This is a genomic window from Halostella litorea, from assembly GCF_004785955.1.
In the GTDB taxonomy this organism is placed as follows: domain Archaea; phylum Halobacteriota; class Halobacteria; order Halobacteriales; family Natronoarchaeaceae; genus Halostella; species Halostella litorea.
Map to the genome: position 1 here is coordinate 588,466 of NZ_SJER01000001.1, position 14,370 is coordinate 602,835.

19 protein-coding genes and 1 tRNA gene are annotated in these 14,370 nt (G+C 70.4%); 14 read left to right on the plus strand and 6 right to left on the minus strand.

The features are described from left to right. Window positions 1–56: 56 nt before the first annotated feature. From EYW40_RS08515 to EYW40_RS08540, 6 genes are all read left to right on the plus strand, one after another. Entirely contained in the window at window positions 57–695 is a 639-nt protein-coding gene (locus EYW40_RS08515; protein WP_135821187.1) for an energy-coupling factor ABC transporter permease, read from the plus strand. Continuing rightward, window positions 692–997 carry a metal transporter gene (locus EYW40_RS08520; RefSeq protein WP_135821188.1) on the plus strand — a complete coding sequence of 102 codons (306 nt, stop codon included), beginning with the start codon at window positions 692–694 and terminating at the stop codon, window positions 995–997. The genes EYW40_RS08515 and EYW40_RS08520 overlap by 4 nt, the downstream gene beginning before the upstream one ends. 33 nt (window positions 998–1,030) lie before the next feature. Continuing rightward, entirely contained in the window at window positions 1,031–1,366 is a 336-nt protein-coding gene (locus EYW40_RS08525) for a ferredoxin (RefSeq protein ID WP_135821189.1), read from the plus strand. Window positions 1,367–1,413: 47 nt separating this feature from the next. Beyond that, a tRNA-Leu gene (locus EYW40_RS08530) sits at window positions 1,414–1,498 on the plus strand. 218 nt (window positions 1,499–1,716) lie between these two features. Continuing rightward, the gene (locus EYW40_RS08535) at window positions 1,717–2,127 is read left to right on the plus strand and encodes a hypothetical protein (RefSeq protein ID WP_135821190.1); all 411 of its coding nucleotides are present in this window, start codon (window positions 1,717–1,719) and stop codon (window positions 2,125–2,127) included. A 38-nt stretch (window positions 2,128–2,165) separates the two neighbouring features. Then, window positions 2,166–2,693 (plus strand): DUF5813 family protein, encoded by a 528-nt coding sequence (locus EYW40_RS08540; protein WP_135821191.1) that lies wholly within the window; start codon window positions 2,166–2,168, stop codon window positions 2,691–2,693. A 62-nt stretch (window positions 2,694–2,755) separates the two neighbouring features. Here EYW40_RS08540 and EYW40_RS08545 read toward each other — a convergent pair whose 3' ends face one another. Together EYW40_RS08545 and EYW40_RS08550 are read right to left on the minus strand one after the other, a co-directional pair. Beyond that, entirely contained in the window at window positions 2,756–2,986 is a 231-nt protein-coding gene (locus tag EYW40_RS08545) for an Lrp/AsnC family transcriptional regulator (RefSeq protein ID WP_135821192.1), read from the minus strand. A 1-nt stretch (window position 2,987) separates the two neighbouring features. Continuing rightward, window positions 2,988–3,671, minus strand: coding sequence for a potassium channel family protein (locus EYW40_RS08550; protein WP_135821193.1), 684 nt, complete (start codon window positions 3,669–3,671; stop codon window positions 2,988–2,990). Window positions 3,672–3,763: 92 nt separating this feature from the next. On the opposite strand from EYW40_RS08550, the gene EYW40_RS08555 reads away from it, so the two are divergent. Continuing rightward, window positions 3,764–3,994: an Lrp/AsnC family transcriptional regulator gene (locus EYW40_RS08555; RefSeq protein ID WP_135821194.1), complete on the plus strand. Its 231-nt coding sequence runs from the start codon at window positions 3,764–3,766 to the stop codon at window positions 3,992–3,994. 12 nt (window positions 3,995–4,006) lie between these two features. Here the strand turns inward: EYW40_RS08555 and pdhA are convergent, their stop codons facing one another. Then, a complete protein-coding gene (gene pdhA / locus EYW40_RS08560) occupies window positions 4,007–5,035 on the minus strand; it encodes a pyruvate dehydrogenase (acetyl-transferring) E1 component subunit alpha (RefSeq protein WP_135821195.1) in 1,029 nt (342 codons plus the stop codon). Between the two features lie 71 nt (window positions 5,036–5,106). Here pdhA and EYW40_RS08565 point away from each other — a divergent pair, with 71 nt between their 5' ends. After that, window positions 5,107–5,430, plus strand: coding sequence for a DUF7991 family protein (locus EYW40_RS08565; RefSeq protein ID WP_135821196.1), 324 nt, complete (start codon window positions 5,107–5,109; stop codon window positions 5,428–5,430). A gap of 13 nt (window positions 5,431–5,443) precedes the next feature. Here the strand turns inward: EYW40_RS08565 and tmk are convergent, their stop codons facing one another. Beyond that, window positions 5,444–6,031 (minus strand): dTMP kinase, encoded by a 588-nt coding sequence (gene tmk / locus EYW40_RS08570; protein ID WP_135821197.1) that lies wholly within the window; start codon window positions 6,029–6,031, stop codon window positions 5,444–5,446. A 122-nt stretch (window positions 6,032–6,153) separates the two neighbouring features. Here tmk and EYW40_RS08575 point away from each other — a divergent pair, with 122 nt between their 5' ends. The 6 genes from EYW40_RS08575 to EYW40_RS08600 all read left to right on the plus strand — a co-directional run bounded on the left by EYW40_RS08575 (window position 6,154) and on the right by EYW40_RS08600 (window position 12,192). Then, window positions 6,154–7,041 (plus strand): complex I NDUFA9 subunit family protein, encoded by an 888-nt coding sequence (locus EYW40_RS08575; RefSeq protein WP_135821198.1) that lies wholly within the window; start codon window positions 6,154–6,156, stop codon window positions 7,039–7,041. Window positions 7,042–7,237: 196 nt separating this feature from the next. After that, a complete protein-coding gene (locus EYW40_RS08580) occupies window positions 7,238–8,413 on the plus strand; it encodes a tubulin/FtsZ family protein (RefSeq protein ID WP_135821199.1) in 1,176 nt (391 codons plus the stop codon). Next, window positions 8,382–9,203, plus strand: a complete 822-nt coding sequence (locus tag EYW40_RS08585) for a DUF4398 domain-containing protein (RefSeq protein WP_135821200.1) — start codon at window positions 8,382–8,384, stop codon at window positions 9,201–9,203. Before EYW40_RS08580 ends, EYW40_RS08585 begins: the two co-directional genes overlap by 32 nt. Window positions 9,204–9,240: 37 nt before the next feature. Next, window positions 9,241–9,849, plus strand: coding sequence for a 2-phospho-L-lactate guanylyltransferase (gene cofC / locus EYW40_RS08590; RefSeq protein WP_135821201.1), 609 nt, complete (start codon window positions 9,241–9,243; stop codon window positions 9,847–9,849). A gap of 76 nt (window positions 9,850–9,925) precedes the next feature. After that, window positions 9,926–11,071, plus strand: a complete 1,146-nt coding sequence (gene cofG, locus EYW40_RS08595) for a 7,8-didemethyl-8-hydroxy-5-deazariboflavin synthase subunit CofG (RefSeq protein ID WP_135821202.1) — start codon at window positions 9,926–9,928, stop codon at window positions 11,069–11,071. 71 nt (window positions 11,072–11,142) lie between these two features. After that, entirely contained in the window at window positions 11,143–12,192 is a 1,050-nt protein-coding gene (locus tag EYW40_RS08600) for a complex I subunit 1/NuoH family protein (RefSeq protein ID WP_135821203.1), read from the plus strand. A gap of 27 nt (window positions 12,193–12,219) precedes the next feature. On the opposite strand, the gene EYW40_RS08605 is transcribed toward EYW40_RS08600, so the two are convergent. Both EYW40_RS08605 and cofH read right to left on the minus strand, forming a co-directional pair. Further along, window positions 12,220–12,906: a helix-turn-helix domain-containing protein gene (locus tag EYW40_RS08605; RefSeq protein WP_135821204.1), complete on the minus strand. Its 687-nt coding sequence runs from the start codon at window positions 12,904–12,906 to the stop codon at window positions 12,220–12,222. Window positions 12,907–12,976: 70 nt separating this feature from the next. Then, window positions 12,977–14,353 (minus strand): 7,8-didemethyl-8-hydroxy-5-deazariboflavin synthase subunit CofH, encoded by a 1,377-nt coding sequence (gene cofH / locus EYW40_RS08610; RefSeq protein WP_135821205.1) that lies wholly within the window; start codon window positions 14,351–14,353, stop codon window positions 12,977–12,979. Between the last annotated feature and the right edge of the window lie 17 nt (window positions 14,354–14,370).

A 14,370-nucleotide genomic window follows, 5' to 3' on the forward strand; every position in this document is an offset into this window, starting at 1 on the left:
CGCGCAACGCCCGTCGCTTCCAGCAGCCATACATCCCGCCGAACGAATCCGGACGTATGCACACGCCCGACGGATATCTGCACCCGTGGATGGCCGGCGCGTTCCTCGCGCTGGCCGGCGTCGCGCTGACCGCCGCCGCGTCGCGCGGCCGCGCGGACCTGACCGACCGCCGCGTCGACCTGTTCGCCGTGGTCGCCGCCGGTATCTTCGCCGCACAGTTGCTCGACTGGCCGATCCCGGGCGGCACGAGCGCCCACTTCGTCGGCGGCGCGCTGGCCGGCGTCGCGCTCGGCCCGCACCTCGGCGCACTCGCGGTCGGCGTGGTCGTCGCCGTGCAGGCGCTTGCCTTCGGCGACGGCGGCGTCCTCGCGCTCGGCGCGAACGTCTGGAACATGGCCGTCGTCGAGGTGTACGTCGGCTACGCCGTCTACCGCGCCCTCGCGGGCCGCTCGGAGACGGTCGCGCTCGTCGCCGCCGGCTGGGTCGGCGTGACCGCCGCCGCGCTCTCGGCCGGCCTCCAGCTCGGCCTCTCGCCCGGCTTCGACCTGCTCGCCACCGTCGCCGTCGTCGCGGGCGGCCACGCCGCGCTCGGCGTCGGCGAGGGGCTGCTGACGCTCGCCGGCGCGCGCCTGCTTTCCGTGGCGCTCCCGGACGATTCGGACGACGCCGAGACGCCCGAGGTGGCCCGCGCGTGACGACCGCAGCCGTCGACCGCCGACCGCTCGCCGGACTGGTGGCGCTGGTCGCGCTCTCGCCCGCGTTCGCCTGGGCGGCCGAGGCCGTCGGCTACGCCGAACCGATGGAGAACGCAGCGGCGCGGGCCGGCGTCGCCGCGGACCCGCTGGTCGGCGGACTGTTCCCGGGCTACGCCGTGCCGGGCGTCGGCGCGCTCGCCGGGACCGCCGCCGCGGGCCTGATCGGCACCGCCGTCACGCTCGTCGCCGCGCTCGCTCTCGCCCGCGGGCTCCGAGCGGCCCGACGGAGCGGCGAACCGTAAGCCGAAAGGCGGTACGCTTCGAACCGTCTCGCAATGAGCGATTCCGTCGTCGACCCCAGCGACATCGGCGAGCGCGACGCGCCGCCGGTCGAGGAGAAGCCGTACAAGGTCGTCTTCGAGGCCAACAAGTGTTTCGGCGCGGGCAAGTGCGCGGAGGTCTCGGACAACTGGGAGATGGACCTCAAAAGCGGGATGGCAAAGCCGCGCTCGTACTTCATCGGCGAGGACGAACTCGACGAGAACGTCCGGGCCGCCGAGGCCTGCCCGGCGAAGAAAGGCGACGGCTGCATCCACGTGGTCGACCGGCGCACGGACGACGAAGTCGCGCCCGACCCCTACGGCGACGGCACGCTCTCCGTCGACTGGTAGCCGGCGACCGTAAACAACTTCCCTGACCGCGGGCAGGTATCGACTGCGCGAGGGTGGCTGAGCTAGGCCAAAGGCGGCGGGCTTAAGACCCGCTCCCGTAGGGGTCCGAGGGTTCGAATCCCTTCCCTCGCACTTCTGGCGACGAACGGACGTGAGGAGCCTGTAGTCGTGCGTAGGATTCGAAGCAGACCGAGGTTCCGCGCCGCAGGCGCGGGTTCTCGGGCGTGGTTCGAATCCCTTCCCTCGCATCGCTACCGCGAACAACTCCGTGAGCGGCAGCCATGGACCGTGACTCAAACCGCGGTTTCACCCTCCGGTCGGTTGATGTGACCGCCCGGACGAGGTGTCGTATGACCCCACGATCGGCCGTTCCGTCGGAGTACGACCGGGCTATCGTCGTCGGGACCGCGCTGGCGCTGTACTGGTCGCTGTACGTGCAACCGTACACCGGGGAGGTGCTCGCGCTGGCGCTCGGCACCGTGCCGCTGGCGGCCGGGCTGTACCGGTACGTCGACTCGGACAGGTATCTCGTCGAACTGCTTGTCGGCCTCCTCGCGGTCGTGCTCGGCGGGATGGCGCCGGCGTCGGTCCTCATCGGGTCACGGGTTGGGGAGTGGCTGGTCGGGCGCAGTCCGCTCCCGCTCGCGCTCGGGGCGGCGCTTCTCGTCGTCCTCGGGGCGGTGCTGCTCCGGCGGGTCGTCGACGGCGTCGTGACCCCGGACGGGGGCCCCGCTGACGGGTCGGACCGCGGCACCGCGTAGCGCAACGGCCTTCCGGCCCGAACGCGTACCCGTGGCCGATGACCGACGACGTTTCCGCCGCGCGGGACGCGCTCGCGTCCCACGGCGCGTTCGAGGAGCGAGACGACGGCTTCGCCTGCACGACGACGCCGTTCGACGTCACCGTCACCGTCGAGTCGGCCGGGGAGGGCCGCGCCGGCACGTTCCGCGTCGCGGAGCGCCTGCCGACGCTCGACGCCGCCGTCGAGGGCGAGGGCGTCGGCGAGGCCGTCGAGAACGGCTGGTACGAGACGCTCGCCCTCCGGCTGGAGGACGCCTACGACGTGGTGCAGTCGCCCGACACGGAGCCGGTGGCCGTCGAGCGCGACGGGGACGCGGTGCTGGTCGAACTGGCGGTCACGGCGTGGAACGCCACGCAGGGGGCCGACGACGTCAAGGCGCTGGTCGACTTCGTCGAGGGGACGTACGTTCAGGGGATCGTCCCCGGCTACGACTACGGGGAGCCGGTGGCGCAGTTGCGCGGCCGGGCGCGAAAGCGCGGCGAGCGGGCCGCCGAGGGCGGCGACCGCGACGGGACGCCGCTGTAGCTACCGAACGCGGGGCGCGAAAGACCGGCGTGAGTTACTCCGCCGGGAAAACCAGGCGCGGGCTAATCCATCGCGATGTACGTCTGTGTGTCCTCGACGCCGTCGGTGGACTGGATCTCCGTCGCGGCGATCCCCTTTACCTCCGCCGGGGAGTCGACGACCACCTTCGCGATGATGTCGACGTCGCCGGCGACGATGTAGGCCGATTCGACGCCGTCGATCGCCTCGACGTCGTCGCGGAGCCGGTCCGCCTCGCCCGTGTTCGCTTTGATCATGACGTACGCGGTCACCATCTTACGCACCTCCGGCGGCAGCGCGGCCGCCCTCGCCGACGAGGATCTGGCGGACGTCCGAGAGCACGTCGAAGTCCGCGAGGACGACCAGCCGGTCGCCCGTCTCCAGGGACTCGTCCGGGCTGGGGATCTGGAGCGGTTCGTTCCGCTTGCCGAACGCCAGCACCGTCGCGTCGGCCGGCAACTGGAGCTCGCTGATCGTGTAGCCGCGGGTCGGTGCGGCCTCGGTCACGGTGAGCTCGACGACCTGGAGGTTCTGGGCGATGTCGGCGATGGCCCGGATGTCGCCGCCCAGCAGCGCGTTCTTCGCGCCGATCGCGCCGAGGCGCTCGGGGTAGACGATCTCGTCGACCTCCTCGGCGTACTTGCGGTAGATCTCCTCGCGGTAGTCCTCGTCGATGCGGAGCACGGTCCGGCAGCCGTGGTGTTTGCCGATCATGCAGGCCGCGAAGTTGACGTTGAGGTCGCCGGTGAGCGCGCCGACCGCGTCCGCCGACGAGAGGTCCGCCTCGTGCAGCACGTCCTCGCGGGAGCCGTCGCCCTCGACCACCTCGTATCCCTGCTCGCGGGCGCGGTCGGCCTTCCCGGCGTCGCGCTCGACGAGCGTCACCTCGTGGCCCTCCTCGCGCAGTACGCGCGCCGTTCGCAAACCGACTCTCCCTGCTCCAATGATAACGAACCGCATGGGTTGCTTTACGCGGGGGCCCCTGAATAAGTTTACCCTGACCCCGCCGCCGACCAAAGGTTTTTGACGTGCCAAGGAGTACCACACCCCACATGGTTCACGCGTTCATCATGGTGAAGACTGCCGCCGGGAAGTCCGAGGACCTGCTCGACGCCGTCCGGGGGCTCGGACAGGTCGACGAGGCCCACATCGTCGCCGGCGACTACGACCTCATCACCGAGGTCGACGTCGACGAGGTGTACGACGTGCTCCACACCGCCTCGTCGAGCATCCAGGGGCTCGACGGCGTCGCCGACACGAAGACGTACATCTCGATGGGCTGACGGGCGGCGCGACTACTCCTCGCGGTCGGCCGCCGACAGCACCGACTCCTTCTGGGCGCGCAGCGCCGCGGGCGGGTCGGCGTACACGTGGTCGAACACGTCCGCGGGGTCCGCGTCGTCGGCCTCCTCGGCCGTCTCGACGGCGCGGTCGAGTTCGTCGTCGGCGTCTTCCCGGACCGTCTCGACGAACGCGTCGTCGACGATGCCGGCGTCGCGGAGGTACTCCTCGAAGCGCTCGACCGGGTCCCGGGTCCGCCAGTCCGGCAGGTCCGGTTCGTCGTCGCGGTACCGGCCGGGGTCGTCGCTGGTGGTGTGTGCGCCCTGCCGGTACGTGAGGCTCTCGACGAGTACCGGTTCGCCGTCCCGCGCCCGGTCCAGCGCCGCGCCGACGGCCTCGTAGACGGCCAGCGGGTCGTTCCCGTCGACCTGCAGCCCCTCGAAACCGTACGCCTCGGCCTTCTCCGCGATGGTGTCGCTGGCGGTCTGGCGCTCCCGGGGCAGGCTGATCGCCCAGCCGTTGTTCTCGCAGAAGAAGACCGTCGGCGTATCGAACACGCCGGCGAAGTTCAGCCCCTCGTGGAAGTCGCCCTCGCTGGTCGCGCCGTCGCCGAAGTAACAGAGGACGCCGTGGTCGGCGTCGCGGTAGTTCGCGGCCATCCCGACGCCCGCCGCGTGGGGGATCTGCGTGGCGATGGGCACCGCCTGCGGGAACGTCGGGACGTCGTGGTCCGAGCGGAACTCGGCGTGGCCCCGCCGGAAGAGGAGGATGTCGCTCATCGGGACGCCGCGGGCGATCTGCATCGCGTTGGACCGGTAGGTCGGGAGGAGCCAGTCGTCGTCGGCCATCGCGTGGGCGGCCGCGACCTGCGACCCCTCCTGGCCCTCGAACGGCGGGTAGCCGCTCATCCAGCCGCGGCGTTGGAGCGCGAGCGCCCGCTCGTCGAACCGCCGCGCCCGTACCATGTCGCGGTAGATCGCCCGCGCGCCGTCCGCCGAGAGCGACGTCTCGTCGAACTCCCGCTCGCCGATGACTCGGTGCATGCGCGGCGACTCGGCCCCGCTCCCCAAAGCCGTTCCGATACGCCAAAGTCCGTCCGGCCCGAAACCCCGGTATGGTTTCGGTCTCCGCCGCCGTCGGGTTCGTCGTCCTCGTCGGCGTCCACACGCTCATCGCCGCGGTGGCGACGCGGTACTTCCGCGTCCAGTTGAAAACGCAGTGGGGGTCGGCCGCCTTCGCGTTGCTTCTGACGCCGCTGTTGCTCGTCGTCTCGACGCTCGTCCTCTCGGGCGTGCTGGGGATCGGCGGGAACCTCGGCGACCGGAACACCGCGGTGTTCGTCGTCATCCTCCTACCGCTGGTGCTCGGCTACGCCATCGACATGTTCTGGCTGCCCGCCCCGGAGGAGATCGAACTGCCCGACACCGCCGAGAACTGACCGCGGCCGGGAGTTATCGCCGCTCTAGCGCCGTCTCGACGGCGTCCTCGGCGGCCGCCACGACGTGTTCCGGCGAGCGCGTCGCGTCCACCCGGACGAACCGCCCGGGGTCGCGTTCGATCAGCGTCTCGTAGTTGTCCTGCACGCCGGCGAGGTACTCCGCCCGCTCGAACTTGTTCGCGCCGGCGCTGCGCTCGGCGGCGGTGTGGGGGTCGAGGTCGAGGTAGATGGTCAGGTCGGGGTCGACGGTGAAGGGCTGGTGGATCCCCCGGACGTACTCCATCGGCCGCTTTACCTCGCCCTCCAGCGACGCCCCCTGGTAGGCATACCGCGAGTCCGAGTAGCGGTCGGAGATGACGAGGTCCCCCCGGGCCAGCGCCGGCCGGACGACGTCGGCCAGGTGGGCGGCGTGGTCGGCCGTGTAGAGGAACAGTTCCGCGAGGGGGTCGGCGTCGTCGTCCGCGAGCGACCGGTCGACCGCCTCGCCGTACCAGCTGTCGGTCGGTTCGCGGGTGAACGTCGCGTCGGGGTAGGCGTCCCGGAGCGCCTCCGCCACCGTGGTCTTGCCGCTCCCGTCCAACCCCTCCAGGGTCACGAGCATAGCGGGGGTTCCGGCCGCTCGCATATCAGTCGTCCGGGTTCGGGCGTCGACCCCGCCACGGCCCGCGACCGGCCGTCCCGCCGCCCCGGTAGCTTTAGGCCGATTCGGAACTACTTCGAAGTATGAGAGTTCTGGTCACCGGCGGAACGGGGTTCATCGGGGAGCGACTGTGCGGCGAACTCGCCGACCGCGGCCACGACGTCACCGCGCTCGCCCGGAACCCCGAGGACGGCGACCTGCCCGCCGACATCGACCGGGCGACGGGCGACGTGACGGCGTACGACTCCATCGAGGCGGCGTTCGAGGGACAGGACGCCGTCGTCAACCTCGTCGCGCTGTCGCCGCTGTTCAAGCCCAAGGGCGGCGCGACCCACGAGAGCGTCCACCTCGGCGGGACCGAGAACGTCGTCCGGGCCGCCGAGGAACACGGTGTCGGCCGGATCGTCCAGATGAGCGCGCTCGGCGCGGACGCCGACGGGCCGACGGCGTACATCCGCACGAAGGGGCAGGCCGAGTCCGTCGTCCGGGAGTCGGACCTGGAGTGGACGATCGTCCGCCCCTCGGTCGTGTTCGGGGAGGGCGGCGAGTTCGTCTCCTTCACGAAGAAGCTCACCCCACCCGTGCTCGCCCCGCTGCCCGGCGGCGGGAAGACGCGCTTCCAGCCGATCTGGGTCGGCGACCTCGTGCCGATGCTGGCCGACTGCGTCGAGGACGACGACCACGTCGGCGAGACCTACGAGATAGGCGGGCCGGAGGTGCTGACGCTCGCGCAGGTCGCAAAGCGCGCGCGCCGCGCCGCCGGGCACTCCGTGACGGTCGTCCCGGTGCCGATGGCGCTGGCCGGCGTCGGCCTGAAGGTCGCTGGGGCGATCCCCGGGTTCCCCATGGGCGCGGACCAGTACCGGTCGCTCAAGTTCGACAACACCACGGCGTCGAACGACGTCGACGCGTTCGGGCGGTCCGAGGACGAGTTGACGACGCTGTCGGCGTACCTCGGGGTCGACATGTAATCGCGTTATACGGAACCTTAAAGTTGTCTAGAATGCTGACGTTACCGCGGCGATTCGGCCGGTAATACCACCTTATTTCCCGCTCCCGTCGGGCGGTTTAGTTGATTTCTACCGCGGTCGGAGAGGTTTGCACCATCACAAAGCTTATATTCGTCATCGCTCTGTTTTCAGTCCAACGGAGCCCCGTGTACAAAGCATGAAACTGGCGATGATCGGATTCGGACAGGCTGGTGGGAAAATCGTCGACAAGTTCCTGGAGTACGACGAGCGTTCGGGCAGTGGGATCGTCCGCTCGGCCGTCGCGGTAAACACCGCGAAGGCGGATCTGATGGGACTGGAGCGGATCCCGGAGGATCAGCGCGTACTCATCGGGCAGTCGCGAGTCAAGGGCCACGGCGTCGGCGCCGACAACGAGCTCGGTGCCGAAGTGGCCGAGGAGGACATCGACGAGGTACAGGGCGCGATAGACAACATTCCGGTTCACGAAGTCGACGCGTTCCTCATCATCGCCGGGATGGGTGGGGGGACCGGCAGCGGCGGCGCGCCGGTGCTGGCAAAGCACCTGAAGCGCATCTACACCGAGCCCGTCTACGGGCTCGGCGTGCTGCCGGGCAGCGACGAGGGGGGCATCTACACGCTGAACGCCGCCCGCTCGTTCCAGACGTTCGTCCGGGAGGTCGACAACCTCCTCGTCTTCGACAACGACGCCTGGCGGAAGGCGGGCGAGTCCGTCGAGGGCGGCTACGAGGAGATAAACGACGAGATCGTCAAGCGCTTCGGCATCCTCTTTGGCGCCGGCGAGGTCGGCGAGGGCGACGAGGTCGCCGAGAGCGTCGTCGACTCCAGCGAGATCATCAACACCCTCTCGGGCGGCGGGGTCTCCACGGTCGGCTACGCCCGCGAGGAGGTCGAGACCCAGGACGACGGCGGGCTCCTCTCCCGCTTTACCGGCGGCGAGGACGACGGGATCGACACCGCACACACCACGAACCGCATCACCAGCCTCGTCCGCAAGGCCGCGCTGGGTCGGCTGACGCTGCCCTGTGAGATCGAGGGTACCGAGCGCGCGCTCCTCGTGATGAGCGGCCCGCCCCAGCATCTCAACCGGAAAGGGATAGAGCGCGGGCGGAAGTGGCTCGAAGAGCAGACCGGCTCGATGGAGGTCCGCGGCGGCGACTACCCCGTCCCCGCCTCGAACTTCGTCGCCAGCGTCATCCTGCTGTCCGGCGTCAACGACGTGCCCCGGATCAAGGAGCTCCAGCAGGTCGCCATCGAGGCCCAGGACAACATCGAGGAGATACGCGAGGAAAGCGAAGATAACTTAGAGAGCTTGGTCGAAGATGACGAAGATGAACTCGAACCGCTGTTCTAAGCTCGCGACACTGCTCGTCGTCGCCCTGGTCGCCCTCGCCGCGGTCCCGCCAGCCGCGGCCGTGGCGACCGTCGAGGCCGACGGCGCGCCCGGCGACGCGGAAGTCGGCGAGGAGGTATCGACTACCTACACGTTCACCGACCTCTACGCGGACGACACGCCCCGACAGTGGACGCTCCGCGGCGAGACCAACCTGACCAACGCTACCTGGACCGTCACCGCATACGACAACGCGGGCGACCAGGTGGGACAGACCCAGAGCTACGGGGGTAGCTCCTTCGAGTACGACGTGGTCGCCGACGACGACGTGGCCGAACTCGAAGTGACGCTCACCGGCACCGTCCCCGAGGTCGAGAACTACACGTACGACCCCCAGCAGTCGTTCCGCCTGACGGAGTTCACGGAGGTCCGCGATGGCGGCGGCACGACCGAGATCGATAGCTGGGAGACGAACCACTACACGACCGCGAGCAGCGATGCCCGCGAGGCGCTCGACAGCGCCCGTCAGGCGATCGACGACGCCGACGAGAGCGGCGCGGACGTCACCGAGGCCGAGAGCTCCTTCCGGAACGCCCGGCAGGCCTACGAGTCCGGCGAGTTCGACCTCGCGACGAACCTCGCCGAGGAGGCCGAGAGCAAGGCGACCAACGCCCAGGAGTCGACCGAACAGACGGAGCAGCGCAACACGATGCTCCTCTACGGCGGCATCGGGCTGGTCGCGCTCGTGCTGATCGGCGGCGCGGTGTACTGGTACCGCCAGCAGGGCGACGACTACGACAAGCTGGGCTGACGCCCCCTTTTTCCCTCCGCACACCGAACTCACAGCGATGCGCACCGTCGTCCCGTACGCCGACGAGCAGCCGAAGACCCGCCTGAGCGACGTCCTCGCGCCCGAGGAACGCCGGGCGTTCGCCCGCGCGATGCTCGACGACGTGCTGGCGGCGGTCCGCGCGGCGGGCGGCGAGCCGACGGTGCTTTCGACGGGGACGCTCGACGTCGACGCGCCGGTGACCGTCGACGAGCGGGCGCTCTCGCCGGCGGTCAACGCCGCCCTCGACGACGCCGCGGGCCCCGTCGCGGTCGTCATGGCCGACCTGGCGCTGGCCACCGGCGACGCCGTCGAACGGCTGTACGCCGCCGAGGCCGACGTGGCTATCGCGCCGGGCCTCGGCGGCGGGACGAACGCGCTGGCCGTCCGCCACAGCGGGTTCCGGGTCGACTACCACGGCGTCTCCGTCCGCGACCACCGCGAGCGGGCCCGCACGGTCGGCGCGAGCGTCGCCGCCGTCGACTCGTTCCGGCTGGCGACCGACGTGGACGAGCGCGCGGACCTCGCGGAGGTGTTGCTCCACGGCGCGGGCGCGGCGCGGGACTGGCTCGTCGACGCCGGCTTCGAGGTGGTCGCCGACGGCGGCCGCGTCGGCGTGCGCCGGTGACGGCGACGCGACCGCGGCCAGCGACCGACTGCCGGGACTGGTACCCTTTTGGGGCTGGGAGAGAGACGGGGGAACGATGATCCCGGGGGCAGACGAGTACGGCATCGACCTCACGATAGCCGACGGCGCGGTCGAGGAACTGCTCGACGTGACCCCCGACGACGTGTCGCCGGCGGGCGAACTCTCCTTCGCGCGGAACGTCTTCGTGCCGCTGACGACCGCCTGCCGCTACACCTGCACGTACTGCACCTACTTCGACCCGCCGGGCGAGGCGACGCTGATGTCCCCCGAGGAGGTCCGTGACGTGTGCCGGACCGGCGCGGACGCGGGCTGTACGGAGGCGCTGTTTACGTTCGGCGACGACCCGGACGACCGCTACGAGGCGGTCCACGCGCAACTGGACGAGTGGGGCCACGACTCGATCCACGACTACCTCCGGCGCGTCTGTGGGATCGCGCTGGAGGAGGGCCTGCTCCCCCACGCCAACCCGGGCGACCAGACCCGCGAGGAGATGGCCCGCGTCGCGGACCTGAACGCCAGCATGGGGGTGATGCTGGAGACGACCGCCGACGTGGGGGCCCACGCCGGCCCGCGGGCGAAGAACCCGGGCCAGCGGCTCAACACCATCCGCAACGCGGGCGAACTCGGCGTCCCGTTCACGACGGGCATCCTGATCGGCATCGGCGACGACTGGGCCGACCGCGCGGAGAGCCTGCTCGCGATCCGCGAGATGCACGGGCGGTACGGCCACGTCCAGGAGGTGATCGTCCAGCCGGTCGCCGAGAACGAGCGGTGGCGCGGGCCGACGCCCTCGGTCGACGACCTCCGGCGCGCGGTGGCGATGGCGCGGTACTGCCTGCCCGACTCGGTGTCCGTGCAGGTGCCGCCGAACCTCGCGCCGGCCCGCGAGGTGGTCGACTGCGGCATCGACGACCTTGGCGGCGTCTCGCCGGTGACCGACGACCACATCAACCCGGACTACGCGTGGCCCGCGCTGCGCGAACTGCGGGACATCGCCGACGGCGCGGGCGTCCCGCTCCGCGAGCGCCTGCCGGTGTACGAGCGGTACCTGCCGGGGGACCTGCGCCCGGCGGGGTTCGACGGCGACCCCGCGCCCGGCGACTGGCTGAGCGACCGGGTCCGGGCGGCGCTGACCGCCGGCGACGGGGCGGGCGAGCGGTACCGCGCGGTGCTGCGCGGCGAGTCGCTCGCGGCGGACTGAGGGGCGGTACTTAAATCCACCCCGCATCGACGGCAGATCGGCTACGCCTCCCCGGCGCGAACGAACGGCCGATGACAGCCACGACGCTCCCGGAGACGTTCGCCCGGGAACTGAGCCTCGGGACGGGACCGGTCGGCGGGGCCGTCGCCGGCCTGCTCGGCGCGGCGGTGGTCTCGCTGATACTGCTGACCAACGCCGCCGTCGCGGGGCCGTGGGCCAAGCGGAAGGTGCTGGCCGACATCTGGGGGAAGAAAGGCCCCGACCGGATGGGTCCGTTCGGGGTGTTGATCATCGTCGCCGACGTCGTTCGGCTGTTGTCGAAGGAACTCATCGTCCCGGAGGGCGTCGACCGCCCCGCGTACGACGTCGCTCCGCTCCTCGTGACGTTCTCGGCCCTCTTCGGCTTCGCCGTCATCCCCATGGGCAGCGGGATACAGGTCGCCGACCCCGCGACCGGCGTCGTCTTCGCCTTCGCCGCGGCGTCGCTGGCGACGCTGGGAATGACGATGGCCGGCTACGCCTCGAACAACAAGTTCTCGCTCATCGGCGCGCTGCGCGCCGTCGCCCAGAACATCGCCTACGAGATCCCGCTGGTCGTCACGGCCGCCTCCGTCGTCCTGCTCGCGGGCACGATGCGGACGAGCGAGATCGTCGCCGCCCAGCAGGGGACGCTCGTCTCGGTCGCCGGCGTCGGCCTGCCGTCGTGGTACGCCTTCGTCAACCCGTTCGCGTTCGCGCTGTTCGTGGTGGCGAACTTGGCGGAGGTCGGCCGGAACCCGTTCGACACGCCGGAAGCGCCGACGGAGATCGTCGCCGGCTTCCAGACGGAGTACTCGTCGGTGTACTTCGTGTTGCTGTACCTCGGCGAGTTCCTGCACATCTTCCTCGGCGGCGGGCTGATCGCCACGCTGTTTCTCGGCGGCCCGGCCGGCCCGGTGCTGCCGGGGATCGTCTGGTTCCTGATCAAGATGTGGGCGGTGTTCCTGTTCACGCAGTGGGCGCGGTCGGCGATGCCCCGCCTCCGAATCGACCAGCTCATCAGCGTCGGCTGGAAGGGGCTGCTGGTGCTGTCGTTCGTCAACCTCGTGCTGACGGCGCTCGTCCTGCCGTTCATCGTGTAGTCCGGCGGCCGGGACCGGACGACGCCCCTACGGCGTCGGCCGCGGGTCGTCGCTCGCGCCGGACCGGACGAACCGCGAGAAGACGCGGGACTCGATCTTGCGCAGGTGCTCGCCGACGGTGCTGGGCGAGGCGTCGACGCGCTCGGCGATCGCCTCGTGGGTCGCCTCCCGCGGGTTCTCGTAGTAGCCCAGCCGGACGGCCGCCTCCAGCACCTCCTGCTGGCGCGCGGTGAGCGTCCCGAACAGCTCGTCGACCTGCGGCGGGCGGTCGCCCGTCTCCAGCACCGTCACCGACAGCTGGTCGCTGTCGGTCATCACGGCGTCGGCGAACGCGCCCTCGTCGCCCACCAGCGTCATGTCGTAGGAGCCGTCCTCCGCGACGTCGATGGGCATCTCCAGGATCAGTTCCGAGTCGCGCTGGTGTTCCATCATCCGGCGGGTGAGGTCGGTCGGCCGGTAGTGCGTGTACGAGTACCACCAGCCGTCCGCGCCCGTGACGGCGTAGTCGATGACGCGGGGCGAGGCGTCGAGGATCGCCTCGTACCGCTTCAGGTCGCCGCGCGCCTCGGCGAGCATCACGCCCGTCCCGTCGGAGAGCAGTTCGGTTCGGTGGATCGCGCCCCGCGTCACCGACGGCTCCTCGGAGAGCGCCTCCCCGATCGGGTGAAAGCCCGTCCCCTCGGTCGGCGTGACCCGGACCGTCACGTACCGCATGCGCGTAGGGATCCACCCGCCCTGTCAAATAGCTATGGGGATCGGGACGGGGTGGGTCCGGCCGCGGCAGTCAGTCGTCGGCGACGCGCGTCTCGCGCCGGAGCATCGGCGTCCCGTCGGCCTTCGGGCCGAGTTCGGGGCCGTGCGGGCGGTCGTCGACGTTTAGGACCCGGCGCTGCCGGTAGTCGGTGGAGCGCTCGACGGGCGTACGGCCGATGGCGGTTATCATGTCGACGTACTCGTCGAACGAGCGGTACTCGCCGTAGTCGCCGCCGGCGCGCTTGGTGATCTCCTCGGAGAGGATGGTGCCCATGAAGTCGTCCGCGCCGCAGTTGAGCAGCTTCAGCCCCTGCGCGTCGCCGTGTTTCACCCACGACGACTGGACGTGGTCGACGTTGTCGAGGAACAGCCGCGAGACGGCGACCATCAGTTCGTCCTCGGCGTCGCTCGCCCCCGAGTCGACCATGCCGTACTCGTACAGCGGCGTGTTCTCGTGGACGAACGAGAGCGGGACGAACTCGGTGATCGCGTCCGTGCGGTCCTGCAGGTCGCGGATCCGGTCGAGATGCCGGACGCGGTGCATCTCGTTTTCGACGTGGCCGTACATGATCGTCGACGTGGTGTCGAGGCCGACGTCGGCGGCGGCCTCCATCGCTTCGAGCCACTCGTCGGTGCCGATCTTGCCGGGGCAGATGACGTCGCGGACCTCGTCGACGAGTATCTCCGCGGCGGTGCCGGGAACGCTGTCGAGGCCGGCGTCCTTGAGGCGGCCGTACACCTCCTCGTAGGACCAGTCGGTGCCCCGGCGGGCATGGTAGGCCTCCTCGGGCGTCATCGAGTGGAGGTGGACGCCGTCGACACTCATCGCGTCCATCTGCTCGCAGTAGGTCCCGGGGTCGGTCTCGTAGCGCTCGGGCGGCTTGTAGTTCAGGTCACCGCGGTCGCTGGCTTCGAGGATCTCCAGGTGTTCGTCGTCGAGGGCGAACCCGGGGTGGAGGCCGGAGACGGAGGTGACCTCGTAGATCCCCATCTCGACGGCGTCCCGGACGATTTCGCGGGACTCGGCTGGCGTCTTCGTGAAGCCGGCGTGGGCCTCGTCGCTGTCGGCCTCGAAGTTCTCGGCGGTGTTCTTGAAGTTGCAGAACAGACAGCCCGTGTTGCACGCCGTCGTCACGTTGTTGTTGAGGTTGGCGACGAACGTCACCTCGTCGCCGACCTCCTCGGCCCGGCGGCGGTCGGCGAGTTCCAGCACCCGCTCCTTGCGCTCGTGGTCGATGCCGTCGGCGTCGGTCCCCGTCGTCATGAGTTCGACGCCGTCGGCGACGGTCAGCCGCTCGCCGTCGCGGGCCTTCGCCAGCGCGTTCTCGAACGACTGGTCGGTCTCGGGGCGGTGCTCGAACCGGATCGCCTCGCCGCTCCCCGGTCCGGTCGTGGCCGCGTCGGTCATGTCCACTCTCTTACGCC